The sequence below is a fragment of the Pedobacter sp. AJM genome, assembly GCF_002197755.1.
In the GTDB taxonomy this organism is placed as follows: domain Bacteria; phylum Bacteroidota; class Bacteroidia; order Sphingobacteriales; family Sphingobacteriaceae; genus Pedobacter.
In genome coordinates, this window is record NZ_NHOT01000005.1 from 76,864 (window position 1) to 98,342 (window position 21,479).

At 40.2% G+C, this 21,479-nt stretch carries 17 protein-coding genes and 1 riboswitch; of the genes, 13 read left to right on the forward strand and 4 right to left on the reverse strand.

The genetic code is table 11. The annotated features are described in order from the left end of the window. Window positions 1-2 precede the first annotated feature (2 nt). The 5 genes from CBW18_RS12255 to CBW18_RS12275 are packed head-to-tail and all read left to right on the forward strand — an operon-like array spanning window position 3 to window position 6,244. A complete protein-coding gene (locus tag CBW18_RS12255) occupies window positions 3-1,571 on the forward strand; it encodes a SusD/RagB family nutrient-binding outer membrane lipoprotein (RefSeq protein ID WP_088301629.1) in 1,569 nt (522 codons plus the stop codon). Between the two features lie 13 nt (window positions 1,572-1,584). Further along, a complete protein-coding gene (locus CBW18_RS12260) occupies window positions 1,585-3,093 on the forward strand; it encodes a DUF5689 domain-containing protein (protein ID WP_140418674.1) in 1,509 nt (502 codons plus the stop codon). Window positions 3,094-3,153: 60 nt separating this feature from the next. Beyond that, window positions 3,154-4,563 (forward strand): calcineurin-like phosphoesterase family protein, encoded by a 1,410-nt coding sequence (locus CBW18_RS12265; RefSeq protein WP_088301631.1) that lies wholly within the window; start codon window positions 3,154-3,156, stop codon window positions 4,561-4,563. A 59-nt stretch (window positions 4,564-4,622) separates the two neighbouring features. Then, window positions 4,623-5,528, forward strand: a complete 906-nt coding sequence (locus CBW18_RS12270; RefSeq protein ID WP_088301632.1) for a glycerophosphodiester phosphodiesterase family protein — start codon at window positions 4,623-4,625, stop codon at window positions 5,526-5,528. A gap of 23 nt (window positions 5,529-5,551) precedes the next feature. After that, window positions 5,552-6,244, forward strand: coding sequence for a GDSL-type esterase/lipase family protein (locus tag CBW18_RS12275; protein ID WP_088301633.1), 693 nt, complete (start codon window positions 5,552-5,554; stop codon window positions 6,242-6,244). A gap of 99 nt (window positions 6,245-6,343) precedes the next feature. Here the strand turns inward: CBW18_RS12275 and CBW18_RS12280 are convergent, their stop codons facing one another. Beyond that, complete coding sequence (locus CBW18_RS12280; protein ID WP_088301634.1) at window positions 6,344-6,796, reverse strand: hypothetical protein; 453 nt, start codon at window positions 6,794-6,796, stop codon at window positions 6,344-6,346. A 76-nt stretch (window positions 6,797-6,872) separates the two neighbouring features. Then, window positions 6,873-7,649 carry a LexA family transcriptional regulator gene (locus CBW18_RS12285; protein WP_088301635.1) on the reverse strand — a complete coding sequence of 259 codons (777 nt, stop codon included), beginning with the start codon at window positions 7,647-7,649 and terminating at the stop codon, window positions 6,873-6,875. A 131-nt stretch (window positions 7,650-7,780) separates the two neighbouring features. Here CBW18_RS12285 and CBW18_RS12290 point away from each other — a divergent pair, with 131 nt between their 5' ends. After that, entirely contained in the window at window positions 7,781-8,131 is a 351-nt protein-coding gene (locus CBW18_RS12290) for a GIY-YIG nuclease family protein (RefSeq protein ID WP_088301636.1), read from the forward strand. Window positions 8,132-8,203: 72 nt separating this feature from the next. Here CBW18_RS12290 and CBW18_RS12295 read toward each other — a convergent pair whose 3' ends face one another. Beyond that, window positions 8,204-11,377, reverse strand: a complete 3,174-nt coding sequence (locus tag CBW18_RS12295) for a peptidase MA family metallohydrolase (RefSeq protein ID WP_088301637.1) — start codon at window positions 11,375-11,377, stop codon at window positions 8,204-8,206. 141 nt (window positions 11,378-11,518) lie between these two features. Then, entirely contained in the window at window positions 11,519-13,966 is a 2,448-nt protein-coding gene (locus CBW18_RS12300) for a transglycosylase domain-containing protein (protein WP_088301638.1), read from the reverse strand. 143 nt (window positions 13,967-14,109) lie between these two features. On the opposite strand from CBW18_RS12300, the gene CBW18_RS12305 reads away from it, so the two are divergent. The 7 genes from CBW18_RS12305 to CBW18_RS12335 all read left to right on the forward strand — a co-directional run bounded on the left by CBW18_RS12305 (window position 14,110) and on the right by CBW18_RS12335 (window position 20,988). Next, window positions 14,110-14,988: a polyphosphate kinase 2 family protein gene (locus CBW18_RS12305; protein ID WP_088301639.1), complete on the forward strand. Its 879-nt coding sequence runs from the start codon at window positions 14,110-14,112 to the stop codon at window positions 14,986-14,988. 73 nt (window positions 14,989-15,061) lie between these two features. Then, window positions 15,062-15,252, forward strand: a riboswitch (cobalamin riboswitch). Between the two features lie 96 nt (window positions 15,253-15,348). Continuing rightward, the gene (locus tag CBW18_RS12310) at window positions 15,349-17,226 is read left to right on the forward strand and encodes a TonB-dependent siderophore receptor (RefSeq protein WP_088301640.1); all 1,878 of its coding nucleotides are present in this window, start codon (window positions 15,349-15,351) and stop codon (window positions 17,224-17,226) included. 39 nt (window positions 17,227-17,265) lie between these two features. After that, window positions 17,266-17,856: a DUF6580 family putative transport protein gene (locus CBW18_RS12315; RefSeq protein WP_088301641.1), complete on the forward strand. Its 591-nt coding sequence runs from the start codon at window positions 17,266-17,268 to the stop codon at window positions 17,854-17,856. 140 nt (window positions 17,857-17,996) lie between these two features. Beyond that, the gene (locus CBW18_RS12320; RefSeq protein ID WP_088301642.1) at window positions 17,997-18,938 is read left to right on the forward strand and encodes an ABC transporter substrate-binding protein; all 942 of its coding nucleotides are present in this window, start codon (window positions 17,997-17,999) and stop codon (window positions 18,936-18,938) included. Between the two features lie 8 nt (window positions 18,939-18,946). After that, window positions 18,947-19,630 carry a Sir2 family NAD-dependent protein deacetylase gene (locus tag CBW18_RS12325; RefSeq protein ID WP_088301643.1) on the forward strand — a complete coding sequence of 228 codons (684 nt, stop codon included), beginning with the start codon at window positions 18,947-18,949 and terminating at the stop codon, window positions 19,628-19,630. Next, on the forward strand, window positions 19,623-20,342 hold the full coding sequence (locus CBW18_RS12330) for a diphthine--ammonia ligase (protein ID WP_088301644.1): 720 nt from the start codon (window positions 19,623-19,625) through the stop codon (window positions 20,340-20,342). Before CBW18_RS12325 ends, CBW18_RS12330 begins: the two co-directional genes overlap by 8 nt. A 130-nt stretch (window positions 20,343-20,472) precedes the next feature. Then, on the forward strand, window positions 20,473-20,988 hold the full coding sequence (locus CBW18_RS12335; protein ID WP_088301645.1) for a YMGG-like glycine zipper-containing protein: 516 nt from the start codon (window positions 20,473-20,475) through the stop codon (window positions 20,986-20,988). Window positions 20,989-21,479 lie beyond the last annotated feature (491 nt).

The following is a 21,479-nucleotide window of genomic DNA, read 5'->3' on the forward strand; positions in this document are numbered from 1 at the left end:
TAATGAAGACAAAAAATAAAATAACCAGTTATATATTATTATCAGCACTCTGTTTATCAGCCCTTTCCTGCAAGAAAGATTTTAATGAGGTCAATACCGATCCGATCGGTCGTACCAATACTACAGCAGGGCAGTTACTGGCGCCCGCGCTCGTTAATGTATTATCAACCAATATGGTGCGTAACCGGAATTTCAACAATGAGTTGATGCAGGTTACGGTCGATATCAGTGATGCAGAAGGAAAAGTTTTCAGGTATGATGTTCGCCGGAACTGGGCAGATTACACCTGGAACAATTGGTATCTGGAATTAACCAACCTGAGGGATATTTATACCATTGCAAACCGTCCGGAATCTCTGAATGCATCCTATAAAGGGATATCTTTAATCACACAGGCCTGGGTTTTCCAGCTGTTGACAGATGTTTATGGTGATGTGCCTTATTCTGAAGCCAATAAGGGTAAAGAAGGCATAATAGAACCTGCTTTTGATAAACAAAAAGACATTTACCTGGATTTGTTAGATAAATTGGAAGAGGCCAATAAGCTGTTAGCCACAGGCACAACGATTTCAGCCAATGCAGATCCGGTTTATCAGGGCGATATCAATAAATGGCGCAGATTTGGCAACTCACTTTACTTAAGGTTACTGCTTCGCATTTCAGGAAAGTCTGATGTAAGTGCCCGGGTAATTGCTAAAATCAAGGAAATTGCAGATACCAATAAGGCCAATTATCCGGTTATGGAAAATAATAGCCATACGGCCAAAATTCTATGGAATGGAACCAATAGCAGTACAGCCGTTTATTCTTCTCCATTTATGATCAATGTAAGGGCCGTCGATTTCAGAACACCGGCCATTACCGATTTTTTCCTGAGCAACCTGAGTGCTTGGGCCGATCCGCGCATTAATCCCCAACTGGGTAAAAATAATGTAAGCAGGTTTGGAATTGCACCCGGACCAGATGGATATGTGGGCGTACCCAGTGGGTATGATGCAGGTAATTCAATCAAAAAACAATCTTATTTTTATTCTGATGCCACCAATGCTCCATATACTTTACAAACGGACCGCTATACGGGAATCATTATGAATTGTGCCGAGGTTGATTTTATTTTAGCCGAAGCAGCAGCAAAAGGCTGGATTAGCGGCACGGGTGAAGCCTATTATTTAAAAGGAATAGCTGATGCCGTAAATTACTGGATGCCTGAAAGATTTACCAGTGCGAGCAGTCCGGAGGTGATCAGTTATGTTAATGCTGCCGATATTGCCTGGAGCAATGCTCTGCCATTGGAAAATCAGGTGCGCAACGCACCAAGTAAGATGCAGTTGATCCACATTCAGAAATATTATGCCCTGTTTATGGTTGATTTTCAGCAATGGCTGGAATACCGCAGAACCAAACATCCTTTTTTACAGGTGGGTACAGGTCTGGCCAACGGTGGAAAAATGCCGGCAAGGTTAAATTATCCACTGGTAACACAATCTACCAATCCAACTTCTTATCGAAATGCCGTTGCCGCTCAGGGCGTTGATGATATCAATACACTCGTTTGGTGGCAAAAACCCTAATCCTTAAAATAAGATGAAAAAAATAATATATTACATGACTGCGCTTCTTCTTTTGGGGAGCACTTTCATGAGCTGCAAGCGCGACAGTGATTATGTATCAGTGAATCCAAGTCCCTTTATTGCGAACTTTGATTTACGCAAACTTTATAAGAATACAGAAATACAATTAAATACCACCAACTTATCGGGTGCAAGCAGCATCAGGGGTGTGGTCATTTCCGATCAGGCCAGCGGAAATATTCCTGCAGGATTATTGATTGTTCAAAATAGCCGGATTACCGGAAGTGGTATTGATTCTTTAAGGGGAATCGCCATTAATATTGGTACAGCCTCTGCAAATTATGTTCCTGGTGATTCGGTTCATGTTAAAATAGACGGAAGCACCATGAAAAGGGTTGATGGGATTTTGCAGCTTACCGGCGTTAATGCAGGTGAAATTAAAAAAATCTCCTCAGGCAGAAATGTAAGAACGCAGGCAGTGAATACTGCCATACTGATCAGCCGTCCTGATTTTTACGAAAGCACGCTGATCACGATCAGCAAAGGTGTAACAGCACCCGAGCCGGTTACCGGTGATACCTTTTCAGGAAACAAAGTGATTAATGATGGTTTTGGAAAAGCGACCATTCATACCGAAGCTACTGCTCAGCTGGCTAAATCTGCCATGGTTCCTTTTGCTGATTTTACCGGAATTGTTTTCAGAAATTCAGACGGTTTGCAGTTATGGCCAAGAACTTTAGAAGATATTTACGAACTGGATGTCATCAAAGTATCGCCATTGGTAGTGACCGGATACCTGACGGATCCCGATGGATCTGATGCCAACAATGAATATATACAGTTTAAAGCCACCAGGGATATAAATTTTGCCGTTACGCCGATGTCAATTGTAACGTCTAATAATGCCGGGATTACGGCTGCCCCAACCTTAGGATGGGCAATGGGCGGCGTGCGGACGTATAAGTTTAACATCACCACCGGTTCAGTTAAAAAGGGACAGTTTTGTTACGTTGGCGGAAGCAATAAGAAAATTTGGGGCTCCGCATCAACTGACATCAGCAATGCTGTCTGGATTGCCGCCAAAGCCTATTCTACATTAAACGGAGATGATTTTGGTACAGCTACCACTAATTTACTGGCAAACAGTGGTAACGTTGCAGGTATTGCTGTGTTTGATGGCACAACGGTAAGTGCAAGTTCGGTTCCATTAGATGTGGTCATGTTTGGTGGAGGTGGCAGCGTCTATACAGCCGGACCACCCGAGGTAGGTTACCGCATCACCAATACCGATAAATACAGTGTCATCCAGAATAGAAAACGTGTTAACTTTTACGGCGGTGGTACCAACACCAGTAAGTATGCATTTCCGGCTACCAGTAACTTTACCATGCTTGGTGGTATTTATGATGCCACAACCGGCTTATGGAGCACCGGAAGAGTAGCCAAAAATGTCGAACTAAAGTCGACCTCACAACTTTCAGAAATTCAACAGGCCACTGGTTTTACAGTTATCGTTAATTAATATATTCAATCAAGCCATTCGTTATTGGTGGCTTGGTTGATGAATTTAAATCCTCCTATTATGAACAGAAGATCTTTCATCCAAAAAACAAGCCTGTTAACCACAACCCTTTTTGTTAGTCTAAAATCTTTCCCTTCTTCCCTTTTTACCGTTGATGGCGTGGTAAGCGGTTTCGTTACCAGTAAAGGCAAAGCCGTAGCTGGTGCCGTCATTTCAGACGGGTACCAGGTTGTTCAAACCGACAAAACCGGCCATTACGAAATTAAATTGAATGATCTGGCCCGATTTGTCTGGATCAGTACGCCGGCTGGCTATGAGTTTAAAACAGAAAGCAGTATTGCCAGGCATTATTATAAGCCGGATACCGCCGGAAAATTGAATTTTGACCTTAAGGCCCTGAAGCAAAATGATAACAGGCACAATTTCATTATCTGGGCTGATCCTCAGGTTAAAAATAAAAATGATGTGCAGCAAATGATGGAAACTTCAGTTCCTGATACTAAAAAAGTAGTTCAGGGAATGGGTAAAATACCTGTTCATGGTATCGGGGTTGGTGATTTAGTTTGGGACAATTTTGATTTATTCCCGGCTTATGATGAAGCAATCGCACAAATTGGGATTCCTTTTTTCCAGGCATTGGGCAACCATGATCAGGATTACAGACAAGGTGGTGATGAAACATCCGACAGGACTTTTCAAGCACATTACGGCCCTACTTATTATTCTTTCAACAGGGGCAAGGCACATTACGTGGTGCTGGATGATGTCAGGTACTTAGGTACTGAGCGAAATTATGATGGCTACATCACCCCAACACAATTGGATTGGCTGGCTAAAGATTTGCAATTTGTACCAAAAGATGCCTTATTGATTATCTGTCTGCATATCCCGGTACATAACGCTGTAAAAAACAATGATGATTTTTATGCCGTAATTAAGGATTATCCAAATGTTCACATCATGTCTGGCCATACCCACTTTAATAAAAATGTAATTAAAAATGGTGTTTTCGAGCATAACCATGGTACCGTTTGTGGTGGCTGGTGGACGGGGCCAATCTGTGAAGATGGAACACCCCGTGGTTATGGTGTTTATGAAGTGGATGGAACAAAACTGAAATGGCATTATAAATCTACTGGTCGTGATAGAAAAGAACAGCTTGCGGTTTATGTGGAGACTTTAACCAACCAGAAAAGGTTGATAGCCAACGTATGGAATTATGATCCGGAATGGAAGGTAGAATATTTTCTGGATGGGAAAGCAATGGGTACACTGGCCCAACAAGATGGATTTGATCCCCTGGCTGTGAAGTTATATAAAGGTGATAAACTGCCTAACCCAAGATCTTTTGTGGAAGCTTGTTCAACAGATCACTTATTTATGGCACATTTTGATCCTACAGTGCAAAAAGTGAAAGTAGTAGCCACTGACCGGTTCGGAGAGCAATTCGAAGCGGAAGTAACTGCCTGATCACCATTTGTAAAATCATCAGAACATTAAACAATTCAATAAACATTAATTCATAGCAAATGAAATTAGTTAGGTCAGCAATCGTAATTACGGCAGTATCCTTTTGTACGCTACATTCTTACGGACAAAAAACCATCTCATTTCCGGCATTTAGTGCAGAGGCACATCGGGGCGGGAGAGGGCTGATGCCCGAAAATACAATTAAGGCCATGATCAATACGTTGAACATAAAAGGCATCACCACTTTGGAAATGGATACACACATTACGAAAGATGGACAGGTGGTGGTTACGCATGATGATTATTTGAGTCCCGCATTTATGCTTACTCCTGATGGACAAGATATCCCTGCCACTGATGCAAAGAAATATCCGGTCTTCGGGATGAATTATGCAGCATTAAAGCAGTTTGATTTGGGGACGAAATACTACGATTTGTTTCCGACACAGCAGAAAGTGAAAGCTTATATTCCTTTACTGGCAGATTTAATTGACTCAGTACAATACGATATTAAGAAAAATAAACGCCAGCAGTTTTTTTATAATATCGAAACCAAGTGTAGTCCGCAAGGTGATGGCCTAACCAACCCAACACCTGAAGTGTTTGTGAAATTATTGATGGATGTGATTGAAAAGAAGAAAATTTCGCCTTTTGTGGTGATCCAGTCTTTTGATAAAAGGACCATTCAAATCATTCACGAGAAATACCCGAAAATCAAAACATCCTTTCTCGTGGCCAATAAAAAATCTTACGAAGAAAACATCGCAGATTTAGGCTTTAAACCTTTTATTTTGAGTCCGGTATGGCAAATGGTCTCTGCAGAAATGGTGACTAAAGCACATGCTGATGGCGTTAAAATTATTCCATGGACAGCCAATAAACCAGAAGACATTCAAAAATTAAAAGCACTGGATGTTGATGGTATTATTTCTGATTATCCGGATGTATTAGTTCAGGCAAAATAATTAAGTTTGAAAAAAAGGTTGTCATGAAATTATTTCCATTCCGTAAATGCTTTACTGCGTTCAGTTTATTATTCTTCATAACGGTTGCTGCCAATGCCCAGACTGTTGCCTGGGACAGTACTTACCGGCCTGGTAAATATGTAGAACTGGTAAAAAAGTTTAAAGATGATCCAAAGTCAAAAAAGGATATTGTTTTTTTAGGCAACAGCATTACAGCCGGAACAGACTGGGCAAAACTACTGGATTTACCACAAGCTAAAAACCGTGGCATCTCCGGTGATATTACATTCGGTGTTTTAGAAAGGCTGCAGGATGTGATTGACGGAAAGCCCGCTAAAATTTTTATTTTGATCGGGATAAACGATATTTCCAGAAATATTCCCGACAGCATCATTCTGAGAAATTATAAAAAGATGATTGCAAGCATCAGGAAGGGATCAAGAAAAACACAAATTTATTTCAACACCCTGTTGCCGGTAAACAGTTCATTTGAAAAATTTAAAAATCATTATGGTAAGGATGAACATATTCTTTATCTCAATGAAGAGATCAGAAAGTTTACATCAAAAAACGTTACCGTGGTTGACCTTTATCCAAATTTCACTGATGAAAATCAGCATCTGAGGGCAGCATTAACTAAGGATGGTTTACATTTATTGCCTGCGGGATACCAAGTGTGGGCAGATTTTTTAAAAAGAAGTGGCTATTTAAATTAAAAAGGTTCATTCGTATTAGCTTTCACCATTCAATTTGACACAAAAAAAGTACGGAATTGAATTTCCGTACTTTTTTTATCGAATATTATTTTGCTGCCTTTATCCTTGAGCAGGCGGATTGGATACTACAGGCGCTTTGTCTGAGCGGTCGCCGCGACGAAATCCTTTACGCATCTTTTCACCTTTTTCTCTTGCCTCTGTGCGGAAAGCTTCCATTTTGGTTTTTTGATCTGCGGTTAAGATGGCATCAATTTTTGCCTTTTGTTCACTCATTGCTGTTTTACGTTCAGCCATTTTATCTTTCCTATCGCTATGATCGGCTTTTCTCCAGGCCTCCATTTTTTTAGCGTTTTCCAATTCTACGGCATACACCTTAGTTTTTTGATCAGGCGTAAGCGCCAATTGTTTTTCCAGCCTGGAAGTTACCTTTTCTGCCCTTTGTTCTGCAGTCATTGTAGGCATTTGTCTTCTTATCTTTTTGGTACTGTCTTGCGCAAATGCGGCAGTAAAACCCATTACTGCTATTGCGATGGTTAAAATTGCTTTTTTCATGTTCTGATTATTTATGTGTTGGTATAATAGAGCTGAAAAGCATCATACAGTTTAATCGGGCATAAGTTAAAAAGTGTTAATTTTTATTCAGCTGTGAAATAGATTTTTGCATTTGTGCCATCATCTGGGTTAAAGTTTCCATGGTTGGGTCTGGTGCAGGTTCAGGTAAGGAAGTGGATATATAGGCTTTGGCCTTCCAGATTTCCAGGATATCGTCTGCTGCTATCGTGTAGGCATCATATACTTTATTATCAGAAATGAGTTTCAAATCTTTATTTTCTTTGAAACGATTTCCGGCTCTTTTATATACTACGCCTTCGTTTTTGCTGATGATCACATAGGTTTCACCAGTTTTCACTTCATTCCAGTTGTCCAGGTATTCGCCAATAATTACACTACCGGGCTGAACGGGTAACATACTGTCGCCCATAATTTCAAAAGCCCTGAATGTACCCTGGCGAAGCGCAGGTATGGGTAACTGAAACTTTGGAAGATCGCTGATGTATTGCGGATCAGAAAAGCCATTAAGGTAACCGGCACTGGCCTTAACAGGTACCAGTTCAATATTCTCCCTGTCATTCTGGTCTACCGAAATACTCAATACCCTTAAATTAGATCCGGAACTTTTAGGCTTAGGTTTCCAGCTGTCGCTTATCTTTTCGTTAATAAACTCATCAATGGTTAAGTCAAAATATTCTGCTATTTTTTTTAGCAAATCATATTTTGGCTCGGCTCTATCTTCCTCATAGGCCCCAATCAGTGATCTCTTAATTTCCATAATATCAGCAAAATTCTGCTGTGTATGGCCCTTTTTCTTTCTGAGATACTTTAAGTTATTTGAAATATTCGACATAAAAATAAAATTTGAAATAAATTTGGAATTACTAAAATAGTTAGTAATTTTATGCTCATAAAGTTAGTAATATTATTTTGAATTGCAAGAAGGTATACTAATTAGTTTAGTTAATTAATATTTTGAAGATTATGAAAAAGTTTGTTTACATCGTTACCGACAGAAATCGCACCAGCATGCACGTAGGCATGAGTTCTGATTTAATTAAAACATTGGATTTCTATAAACAGATGCCAAATTTGTTTTTTGATAACGGGCAACAGTTAACACGTTTGGTATACTTTGAAGAATTTAAAAGCGAAGCACAAGCATTGGCACGTTTCAAAATCATAAGCCGGTTCACCAAAATGCAGAAAGAGCGTTTGGTCAGATCCTGCAATCCGGATTGGATAGATTTAACGATAGGCTTAGACTTTGAAAACATATTGTTGCATAGAAATGTAACCAATCAGATTAACCTGGCCTTTACCAGCTTATCTTAAATTCAAATCCTTCGTGCACAAAAAAAGCGCTCCAATTGAAGTGGAACGCTTTTGAGTGAGGTCAGATACAGATTACCAACCAGGGGCAAAGGTTAAACCAAATACGCCGCCTTTTACATCTTTACGCTGAAACGGAATGGCATAATAAGGTTCAAGTACAAAATACCCGAAAACGTTTACCCGTAAAGAGATCCCTACGCTCATAACAGGCACCCGCTCAGTGGTTGACTGAAATGTAAGTTGTTTTCCACTGCTATCTAAAACCGGATTTCCATTAACATCTTTTAAAGTCTCCGTTACATATGTAGGTTCGCTTTTAAATTTTACCTGCGTATCATTTGTCCAGGCTAAACCGGCATCAAAGAATAGATTTAAATCGCTGAAAAGGAATTTAGATGGTATTGCAGCCAATTTCTTAGGTCCTGTAAATGGTAACCGGAGTTCGAAATTAAAAACAGCAATTTTGCTACCTGTTAACTGATTGATATCAAAAGATTCTGAAGATTGAGCGGAAGTGGTTTTATAAATCGAATTTGATTCATAGCCCCTTACTAAATAGGGGTAACCCACATACATAGGGTAAAGTCGATCTGCATCTTTGCCAATTCTTAAGGTATTATAAGTTCTGGCCGCTATGGTTACTGGTTTTAATCTCCAGTACTTTCTTAAATCTGCAGTTACGCCCGAAAAATTATACGTCCCAAAATATTTTTCTGCACTTACCCGGTATCTGAAACCATCTAAAGGACCAGTAAGACCAAAAATAGAATTATCGCCAACAAAGCCTGCATTCAATTGGTAAAGCGTAAAGGAATTAAACGGAATACCATAATCCTGTGAAGCCAATTCATTGGAAATCCTTTTCCGGTCAGCACCAATATAGCTACCTGCTGTATTATAATAATTGCTGTATCTGTCAATCCTGTAACTGTAACGCGAAAATGCGCCACCTAATTCAAAACGATGAATTTTACTGAATGGGTATGCCGCAAAAAGCTGTACCTGATCTTCGAAAGTTCTGATGATATCGGTATTTTGTGCTACCGCATCAACAGTGGTGTTATTATCTGCCGGCAGTTTTTCATAGCTAACGGAATTAAATCCTGAAACATAAGGAATGTGAGAAATGGCGGCACCCCAGTTAATTCTGCTTTTCTGGTTAATGTATCCTACCAAACCACCGGCATCATAAATCTGCCCGTTAACAGAGATATTGGCAATGATTTGATTTGTTCCTAAAATATCACTGAACATGCCCACAATTCCACCTGCAACGCCGGTGCCAAAACGGCTTGATGAAACACCAACACCACTATTGGCCAGATAGTCTAACCTGAATTTTGGTTTGTAAGCTACCGTTTTTAAAGAATCTGCCACCACCTTTTCAAACCTGTCGAAATTGTTTAAATTGGAGTTTACAATGTTTACACCTATATTTTCCATAGGCGGCAGTATGGCTGCATCAAAATTTTCATCCTGATTCCCTATTCTTTTGGGTTTGAAGCTATTTAACTTTGCATTGTATAGTGTGTACCGCTGATAGCGGTAATAGCTGTATACAATGTCATCGGTAGTGGAAACGGAAATTGCAGGTGAGAACTCTGTAATACCGCTAATCCCTGTAAAATAATCCGTAAGCTGATCAACGCTGTTATCAGAGAAATTGTATTTATAAAGGTTTCTGAAGCCATCTCTGTTGGATAAGAAATAGATATTCTGGCTATTTCCTGAAAATTGTGCGTTTAAGTTATTGGCGCCCGGAAATACATTTAAATTGCTGACGGTTTTATTTTCAATATCGTAAATGGCTAAATTGATCGGGTTTACGGCCGTGATATTATTGCTTTGAATGGCTGCCCGATCAGAAGAGAATACAATCTTTTTACCATCCGGAGAATAATTGGGTGCGTAATCAGAATAAACATCATTGGTTATCTGAGTGATTTGCTTCGTATCTAAATTGTAAGAGAAAATATCACTCTGTCCTTCTACCATTCCTGAAAATGCAATATCCTTTCCATTTGGAGACCAGGTAAGATTGCCGAATTGTTGCACCTGCTGCATGGATGTCTGGGATGTGGTTGCTCCGTTTGATACATTAATAATCATCATCTGGTTTCTGCCATGACTGAAAATACTGAAGGCAAACTGCTTACTGTCTGGCGACCAGGCACCGGCAGATTCAATAAAATTAAAATCGTCAATGTGGCCGTTACTGATCTGGCTGCTGAGCTTCCTGATTATTCTTCCGGTTTTGGCATCAGCCAAAAAAAGATCAATGCCAAAAAGATCTTTTTCAGACATGAAAGCCAGATATTTCCCATCCGGGCTCAGGGCAGGCGCAACGTTCATATTTCCCGCATTTTTATTATCTATAATTTTGGTTCCTGTAATTTTGATCTGTGAACTATCTGCCTTTAACATGGGTTTATAGTGTGCATCAATTGCATTTTTCCATAAGCCGGATAGCGTCTTGTCATCATAACCAAAAGTATATCGAATGGCATTTTCATAGCCATATTTTGCCGTATTCTTAAATAAGGGAACAATGGTCGTGTCACCATATTGAGATCCAATATACGTCCAGAATGCCTGACCATACCGATAAGGAAAGTATTTATTGGAATTGGTTAGGTCTTTCAATGAAGGGATATCCCGGTTCAGCATGGCATCGCGCATCCACATGGAAGTAAAGGCGTCCTTTTTCCCGATAGAAAGATACTCTGCCATTCCTTCAACCATCCAGAGCGGCGTCTGACCCACATTTTCAAGACTGATCGAATCTTTTTCCAGCAGCGTATGGTATTGAAAAGCGTGTACCAGTTCATGCCCCAATACATGTCGTGTTTGACTGTTTAGTTCCATTACCGGCATAATTACCCTGTTTTTAAGTGCTTCTGTCACACCACCGGTACCAATGCCGATTTCACCCTGAAGGGCAGTCGTTTGCTGAAAATCAGAATGATTGTTATACAGGATGATTGGATTTTTCTTTAAGAAAGTATCCCTGAATACTTCCTGATGCATCTTATACCAGGTTTCTGCCTCCTGAGAAAATTTCTTTAGTAAGGCTTCATTTTTTATGTAATAATAAATTTCAAAATGCGGTGTCTGCAAAACCTTGAAATCAAGCTTTTTATACCTTACTTTATTTTGCCCGAAATACTGTGCCTGAACCGAAAAAGAAATTACAAGTAAGAACAACAGGGGAAGGTACCTCCTTATTAAAGTAGAGCCTTTTTTCATATATATATTTAGTGAATGTCGGTTTAACATGCAGAAAATTGATCTATCAAAATTCCGGCATCAAAAATAGTTAATCTTTAAAATATTATTTCTTATTTAACATTTCAGCAATTTATCAGGCTTGATTAGGCAAGGCTGGTCTTAATTATTCTCGTTTTTTTTCTTTTCTCTTTCTTCCTGGCGCTGTTTTCTTTTCAATTCACGTTCTTCTTTTCGGGTTAAGGGAACCGTTTGTACAGGCTGAGCAGGATCCGGATCTTGTTTCTTCTCTTCTTTTTTCACTTCCTGTTCAGTCGGCGTTACCGGATTAACAGGATCGGCTGTTTCGGGTACATCAAATTGAGTAGAATCTACCGCGGCAGTATCTACTGAGGTGGTATCTCTTACATATTGCGGGCTCGGACAGTTATAACTTCTGGTAATTTCTACAGTTGCTTTTGGAAATGGTCCGTAAGAATATCCACTGGATGGATCTAAATATACTTTTTCCATAAATTTAGCAAAGATTGGCAAAGCTGTTCTCGATCCTTCGCCTTGTTCTCCATTTTTAAAGTGCGCAGTTCTTTCATCACAACCCACCCAAACACCGGTAACCAAATCCTTTGTTAAACCCATATACCAGGCATCTACATAATCAGATGAAGTACCTGTTTTACCACCAATCTGGTTGTTCTTTTTAAATAAATCTGGCCACTCCCATAAGGCCTGAGAGGTTCCTCTTGGCTCTTCCATACCACCACGAAACATATACGTCATTAACCAGGCAATTTCTTCGGTGAGTACACGCTTTGTTTTTGGCTTAAACTCATCAATCACATTATTATCCTGATCGGTAATTTTTTCAACCAGGATAGGATCAGTTTTAACCCCTTTATTCATAAAAGTACTGTATGCCTTTACCATTTCATAAACGGTTACATCATTTGAACCTAAGCTCACTGAAGGAACTGATTCCAGGTGACTGTCAATGCCGCATTCATGTGCAGACTTAACCACATTATCCCAACCCACTTTTTCCGTCACCTGCGCCGTAATGGTATTCACAGATCTGGCCATCGCCCAGCGCAGGCTCATGTCTTGATAAGTCACACTGTAATCGGCATTTTTAGGTTCCCAGTATTTGGTTTCTCCCTTATCCTGGTATTTAATTTTAACCGGTTTATCAGTAAATTTATCACACGGGCTCATGCCTTGCTCTAAAGCAGTCAGGTATGCAAAGGGTTTAAAAGTAGATCCGGCCTGGCGTTTTGCCTGGTTAACGTGATCATACTTAAAGAATTTATGGTCAATGCCACCCACCCATACTTTAATTTTCCCACTGGCTGGCTCCATGGTCATCATTCCGGTATTTAAAATCTTTCCATAATAACGGATCGAATCCAAAGTTGAGAAGGAAGTATCACGATCACCTTTGTAGGTGAAAATCTTCATGCGCTTTTTCTTGTTGAAATAAGCCTTAACCGAATCAGGCTGACTGGAGAATTTCTTCATCAGCATGCTGTATACCGGTAAGTTTTTCATGGCCCTTTCCGGATAATCTACTTTATTCTTTTCAGAGTCATACCATGGGTCTTCATTTCCCCAAACACTATAAAACCTGCGTTGCAGGGTTTTCATTTGTTCTGCAACAGCTTCTTCCGCATATTTTTGAAGCTTAGAATCAATGGTAGTATATATTTTTAACCCATCCTCATATAAATCATATCCATTGTCTGTACACCATTTTTCCAGGTATTTGGCTACTGCGGCCCTCAGGTATGAATCACCATCACTGCCATCTTCCAGTTCACCTGCCTTTAGTTTAACCGGTTCCTTTGACAATGCTGTTAAGCTATCATTACTTAAGTATTTATACTTGTTCATTTGCCTTAACACTACATTTCTCCGTTCCAGTGCCCGTTCCGGATTTTTAGTTGGGTTATACATGGTGGTCCCTTTCAGCATGCCCACCAGCATGGCTGCATCCGTAATCCCCAGGTCTTTGGCATCCTTATCAAAATAGATCCTGCTGGCAGTTTTAATGCCATAAGCATTGTTACCGAACGAAACCGTATTCAGATACATGGTGATGATATCATTTTTAGAGTAATTCGATTCAATCTTAACCGCAGTCATCCATTCTTTCAATTTAAAGATCACGGTCCGGACAACCGGGACTTTTGCAAGCAGCCCCTGCGATTTATTGTACCTGGTGCGGTAAAGATTTTTCGCCAGCTGCTGGGTGATGGTACTGGCACCACCTTTTTCGCCTAAGCCGATCACCGCACGGCCAACCGCCTGTGCATCTACCCCCCAATGCTTATAAAAGCGAACATCTTCCGTGGCCACCAGGGCATTAATCACACTGGGTGCTATTTCATTGAAATTGACCGGTGTCCGGTTTTCTTTAAAGTACCTGCCGATGAGTTTACCATCTGCGGTATACAGTTCAGATCCTACACGCAGGGTAGGCATTTTTATATCCTTTGTACTTGGAGAATAACCAAATAGCCATAAAAAATTAAGTTGAAGCGCAGAAAAGAAAATTATTATAAAGAATACAAATATTGCAGAATAACGTAAGTACTTGTTTTTTATCTCTTTAAACATATTGGCTAAGATGGTATTTGATAAATGCTATGGGCGTTAAATATAAAAAACTCTATATGCAAATTAACGTTTTTAATTTACTTATTTTTTAGTTCTATATTTAAAAAAATGGATACACTGAATTATCTTAAACATACATAAGAATGAAAAACGAATTTAAAGCGCTAATTGTACAGGGAGATAAAAAATTTTCTTTAAAGAAGGTAGAAACCGATTATACAGGCACATTTAATAAAGAAAAGGCAAAAGATGAACTGGTTAAAACTAAAATTGAAATCAGCCACCTGCAGGAAAAACTGTATGCAGCCGGCACACACTCCGTTTTAATCATTTTTCAGGCCATGGATGCGGCAGGAAAAGACAGTGCCATTGCACATGTCATGAGCGGGCTAAATCCTCAGGGCTGCCAGGTATTTAGTTTCAAAGTACCTACCGCTAAAGAATATGAGCATGACTTTTTATGGCGGCATTACCTGGCTTTGCCCGAAAGGGGTAGGATTGGGATCCATAACCGCTCTCATTACGAAAATGTACTGGCTTGTAAAGTCCATCCGGAGTATATCCTGAATGAGAAAATCCCTGGCATGGAAGAGGTGAAAAAAGTAAATAAAGACTTCTGGAAAAAACGTTATGAAAGTATCCGGAATTTCGAGTCACACCTTTGTGCCAACGGAACAGTCATCTTGAAATTTTTCTTAAACGTAGGTAAAGCCGAGCAGAAACAACGCTTCCTCGAAAGGATTGAAGACCCGACTAAGAACTGGAAATTTTCATCCGGCGATATTAAAGAAAGAGGGCACTGGGATGATTACATGTCTGCTTACCAGGAAGCCATTAATGAAACCAGTACGGAAATTGCGCCCTGGCATATTATTCCGGCTGATAAAAAATGGTTTGCCCGCTTAGCCATCAGCGAAATCATTTTAGACAAGCTGAAAAAACTACATCTTGATTTCCCAACAGTGAGCGAAGAAGAAAAAGCTAAATTAGCTGAAACGAAATCGATTTTAATGGCTGAATAGTGAACTAACCATTGAACACTTATAAGAATTAATCAGCCTCAATTTTACTGTTTTACGAATAGCTTTATTTTACTACTTTTGCAGCGCTTTTGGTTTCCGGCGTTTTGTGCCGGAATTAAAAGGGAATGCAGTGTAATTCTGCAACTGTCCCGCAGCTGTAAGCTCTGTAACGGTTTTTAATTCTATGCCACTGTTTTTAACTGAATGGGAAGGCTAAATAACCGGGAGTAAGTCAGAAGACCTGCCACATGTATATAATTTCATAGCTTTCGGGGATTGAAGCTAGGATTGGAGTACTTAACGGTTTCGTATTTTCATTTCCTTTTCTATCTGTTGGCTGTGGGCAAAACTCACAATCAAATGAACAAAACAAAATTCTTAATTGCAGCAGGCATTGGCCTTGTGCAATTTGGTATTGGCCAAGCCAATGCCCAGGACACCTTAAAACTAAAGGATGTGGTTATTTCTGCAACTAAAAACGATCAGAAACAATCACAAACAGGTAAAGTGGTCAGCATTATCAGTCGCGAAACTTTAGACCGCAGCAATGGCAAATCACTCCCTGAATTAATCAGCGAACAGGCAGGTATCATTGTAGCCGGTTCAGGAAGTAACCCGGGATTAAACAAATCGGTATTTTTCAGAGGGGCAGGAAGTGCCTATGCGGTAGTGCTGATTGATGGTATCGTGCAGAATGATCCTTCAGGAAACGGCGGTGCCTTTGATTTACGTTTATTTTCCATTGATCAGATCGATCATATTGAAATTTTAAGAGGTGGCCAGTCTACAATTTACGGTTCTGACGCCATTGCCGGAGTCATCAATATTGTAACCAAAAAAGGTGGCCCCAAAGGAAATACGGTTTATGGCGTGGCCAGTGCCGGAAGTTATGAAACCTATAAAGGAACGATTGGTTTAAACGGTGCCGTTGACGGGTTTACTTATAATGTAAATTATACACACCAAAAAAGTGATGGCATCTCAGAAGCGGCTAACCCTGCAGGAAACAATGCTGAATTTGACAAGGATGGTTATAAAACGGATGGTGTAAGTGCCAATTTCGGAATACAGCTGGATAAACATTTCTCCGTTAATCCTTTTATACGTTATTACAGAGGAAATTACAAAATTGACGAGGGTGCTTTTGCTGACGGATTAGCCGCAAATAACACCACCCTTAAAAACTTCAGCGGCGGACTGAATACTAAATACGATTTTGGCTCCGGTAAAATTAACCTGAACTACAGCTATCAGAACACCTCCAATAATACTTTAAGCAGCTTTAGTGGGTTTCCTTACACCAGCATGGGTTCCGGCAGTATCAGCCTGATTGATTTATTTTACAACCAGAAGCTGGGTGAGAAATTAAATCTGTTGGCCGGAATCGAAAACAGGGAAATGCATTTAACCTCTGGTGCCAACCGCCCTGAAACTAACATTTTTGCCGCGTATGGCTCTTTGTTTTTACATGATTTGAGTGTTTTTAACCTGGAAGTTGGCGGACGTTACAATAAACATGAACAATATGGCGAAAACTATACCTATACCATTACACCGAGCATCAACATCATCAAAGAAATTAAATTATTCGGAACCGTTTCAACGGCATTTAAAATTCCAACGCTCAATATGCTGTTCGGGCAGTATAGCGCAAATTTAGACCTGAAACCTGAAAAATCACAGAATTACGAAGCAGGCGCAAACTTCAGCTTTGCCGATGATCAATTTTCTTTACGTGTAGCTGGCTTTAAAAGAGACTTAACTGATGCCATTATTTATACGCCTGCTCAATACATCAACCAGGAAAGTCAAAAGGTTAAAGGTTTTGAAATTGAACCAGCCGTGAAGGTCTGGAAACTTGACATCAATGGTTATTATTCCTATGTGGAGGGGAACGAGTTCAATAGCATTAACAGCAAAGTTGAAGACTTCTTGTTCAGAAGACCTAAACATACTTTTGGGCTAACAACAGGCATTCAGGCCACTTCAAACCTGTATGTAAATGCTAACTTTAGGTATTTTGGCACCCGTACCGATGGAAATTTCGCCACCTATGCGGTAGAGCATTTACCGGGTTATAAATTACTGAGTGCTTATGCTGAATATGCCTTAGCCAAAAGAAGGGTGAAAATTTTCTTTGATGCCAAAAACATCTTAAACGAAAAATACAATGAAATTATCGGTTATAACACCTTAGGTTTCAACTTTAATACCGGGGTAACTTTTAATATCCGATAAGAAAATATAACTTTGTATTGTTAATTTACCATAAACGAAATGTCTAACTTAAAATTTAATCCCCGCAACGTTATCCTATTGCTCATGATATTGGTCATTACGGCCTTGCGTTTGCTGATCACCTTTAATTCTGACGCACTTCAGTTTGCCAACTTCTCTTCTATAGGCGCTGTGGCTTTGTTTGGGGGTGCGTACTTTAAAGACCATGTAAAAGCATTTGCATTTCCATTGCTGAGTTTATTTTTAAGTGATTTCATTTTGGCGAATACGATTTTTAAACAATACAGTAATGGATTTCTTTACGAAGGTTGGTACTGGACGTACATTGCCTTCGCTTTAATGGTATTGGTTGGCCGTGTATTATTACGTAAAATAAATGCGGTATCCTTACTAGGTTCTACCCTTGCCATTACTTTAATTCACTGGATCGTCACCGATTTTGGTGTTTGGTTTAAAAACCCATCCTATACACAAGATGTTGCCGGTTTTTGGTTATGCTTAGAAAGAGCCATTCCTTTCGAAATCAGGTTTTTAGAAGGTACATTAATTTATGGCGTGCTTCTTTTTGGTGCCTATGAAATATTAAAATCAAAATTCCCGGTATTAAGATTACAAACGCAAAAGTTATAATTAAACCTATTTTTATTGATAAATCCTCTTTTGATTCCGGTCAGAAGAGGATTTTTTTTATCTTTACTTTTCGCTTTTTGAATTTTGATCAACTGTAAAAAGCAATTCCATCATCATCCTAACGCTAAACATACTGCACCATGAAAGTTGTTTCTTTTTTACCTGCTGCCACTAAAATGATTTATGATATGGGTTTACAGGAGTATCTTTACGGCGTCACCTTCGAGTGTCCGAAAGAAGCTGCTGATCAGCCCAAAATTGTGCGGTGCATCCTGGAAGGTAAAAATTATACCAGTATCGAGATCGACCGGATTTTTTCGGCGTCCAAAGCCCAGGGCAAAAGTTTGTATTGGGTAGATGATGAGCTGTTAGCAAGCATTGCACCAGATATTGTGTTCACTCAGGATATCTGTGAGGTCTGTAATATCGATACCGTTTGTACAGAAACAGCAGTGATGAAACTCAGTAAGCAACCTGCGCTGGTTCCATTATCACCGAACAACCTGCAAGACGTTTATGAATGTGCCATAACCATTGCCAAAGCGCTTGGTAAAGAAGAGGTGGCTTTACATTACCTGGCTAATCTTCAGCAAAAAACCGATGCCATTCTGGACACCTTAAGGGCAAACAGAGCACCACTGAAAAGGGTGATGCTGATGGAATGGATTGAGCCTGTGTACAATTGCGGACATTGGATTCCATTTCAGATTGCAGCTGCAGGTGGCGTGGATATGCTTTCCAACCCGGCGGGAGATTCTATTGTGACCCCCTGGGATAAGATCTTAAAATATAATCCTGAAGTTTTGGTTATTGCACCATGTGGTTTTGATATCAATAGAAGTCGGGAAGAAATGGATTTATTAACCTCCAAAAACGGATGGGAAAACCTCGAAGCTGTAAAACGAAATCAGGTTTACCTTGCTGATTTTGATATGTTCACCCAACCCAGTATAGGTACACTGGTTGAAGGCATTGAGGCTTTAGCGTGTATGTTTTATCCTGATTTGTTTGTTCCCAATGAACAAATCAGCCGTAAATTCATTAACCTCAGCAGTGCTGTGTTTCTTCATCAGCCAGTTTAAATTTATTTATGAAATTAGTCGTGTTAACGGGAGCAGGGATCAGTGCAGAAAGCGGATTAAAAACCTTCCGGGATAGTGATGGCCTATGGGAAGGATATAACATATATGATGTAGCCACACCCGAAGCCTGGAAGCGAAATCCTGAACTGGTACAGCAATTTTATAATGAGCGTAGGCGTCAGGTACTTGCGGCACAGCCTAACGCCGCTCATTTGGCTTTGGCTGCCTTGGAGCGCCACTATGATGTGGAAATCATTACCCAAAATATCGATGATCTGCATGAAAGGGCAGGTGCGACCAAAGTGACGCATCTGCATGGCGTGATCACCAGGTCTCAGTCTGATCGGGTACCCCACCTTACGTATCCCATTCGGGGTGTTGAAATAAAAATGGGCGAACTTTGTGAACACGGGGCTCAGCTGCGTCCGCATGTGGTATGGTTTGGCGAGCCTGTACCCATGATTGAAGTTGCGGCCGAAATTTGCCGGCAGGCTGATATTTTTGTCCTGATTGGAACATCCCTGGCCGTTTATCCAGCAGCCGGATTAATTGATTTTGTTCCTGCCGGTACCACTAAATACATTATTGATCCTAAGATACCTGATGTAAGTCGCTATCAAAATGTGGTCACCATTGAGAAAGGTGCCGTAGCAGGAATGAATATGCTTAACGCCATATTAGCCGGTGGATAAGAAAGTCTGTATTTTTAACTGGAGTGGTGGCAAAGACAGCACACTGGCCTTGCATTATGCTTTGCAGGATCCTTCCATCGAAATCCGTTACCTGGTGACTACACTAACCGAAAAATATAACCGGGTTTCCATGCATGGGGTGAGGGAAGCTTTGCTGATCGCCCAGGCAAAAAGCATTGGTATTCCGCTGTATCAAATTCGCTTAGGAGAGATGCCGGATATGGAAACCTACGATACCACCATGGCAATTCACCTCAAAAAATTTAAAGGAGAAGGCATTACACATGCTATTTATGGCGATATCTTTCTGGAAGACCTTCGTACTTACCGTGAAAACAAGCTAAGGGAAGTTGGCCTGCACGCCATCTTTCCACTCTGGAAGAGAAATACAAGCGAGTTGATTGCAGAATTCTTACAGCTGACCTATAAAACCATCATTGTTTGTACACAAAGCGATCTTGAAAAGATCTGTGGAGCAGTAATCACCGGTAGCTTAATTGATGCACTTCCGCCAGCCGTTGATCCTTGCGGAGAAAATGGGGAGTTCCACACTTTTGCTTTTGAGGGTCCAATCTTTCACCATAAAATCAGTTTTAGCATTGGAGATAAAGTATTCAGAACTTATCCTGTACCAGTGCAGAAAGATGATGCTGCCCACGCATCAAAGGCCAAGCCTACCGTTTCTGGCTTCTGGTATATTGATTTAGTATAGTAAATTGGTGTATGCAAAATTTTTGGCATCATTTTTTCTTAAGTACTGGTAATTAACTAAATCACACACATCAATGAAACCTGCTTGTATGGTTAGGGTACCAGAGTAGATTCATTTAAAGGAAAACGTTATGAAAAAGATATTTGTAGTTATCGCATTAAGTTCAGTAATGTTTGCTTGCAACAATAAGGCAAAAGAAGAAGCTGAATTAAAACAAAAGGAAGCTGAAAAACAACTGGCGGTAAAAGCCGTGAAAGACAGTTTACGTTTGGATAGTTTTAAAAGGGCTGAAGTTGCCAAGGTTGAAGCAGAAAAAGAAGCTAAACATCAGGCAGAATTGGCTGCAGCAAGAGCTGCAGGTGCCAGATCATCAAGATCTACAAGGTCATATGCAAGTACCGGCAGCAGTTCAGGTGGAAGCTCCAGCTCTTATGGTGGTACTCAGCCTACAGCAAAGAAAAAAGGCTGGAGTGATGCCGCAAAAGGTACAGTAATCGGTGGTGCAGCAGGTGCCGTGGGTGGTGCCTTAATTGATAAGAAAAAAGGTAGAGGTGCCATTATCGGTGGTTTAGTTGGTGCTGGTGGCGGTTATTTAATCGGCAGAGGCGAAGACAGAAAATCTGGTCGTGTGCAACCTAAAAACTAGATAGCATTATGAATAAAGGAAGCGGTTATTTTTAATAACCGCTTTTTTTTGCACCCATTTTTTTTGGCTTTACTGCCCAGGCAAAAGTACTTATCGCCCTTCATTGCTATCAAACCTGTTGGTATTTGTCTGGAATTGTCTGACATTGTCCGGTTAAATGGTGCTTTGTTCGAGGTTTGTTCTCTTCAAAATGCTTTAAAGGCCGTTTTCCCGAAGGATAGTCGAAGCAGTATCGGAGAAAACCCATCCTTAACTTTTATGTTATGGAAAATAAGTATATCCTGAGTGGCTGAAAATTTTATCATTCAAAATCAATTATAAGTGTCTTAAAGTCGCTTTTTTATTTTCCACTGTATTATGCCCCGAAAATGGCATTTTTGAAGTAGGGGATGGGCACGCGTATTTTAGTTTGAGTATTGGCGTGACTGTTGCATAATGCGTATGTTTTTTAACCATTGCAGCTATAGGCTTGCTTACCGATTCCATCTTTG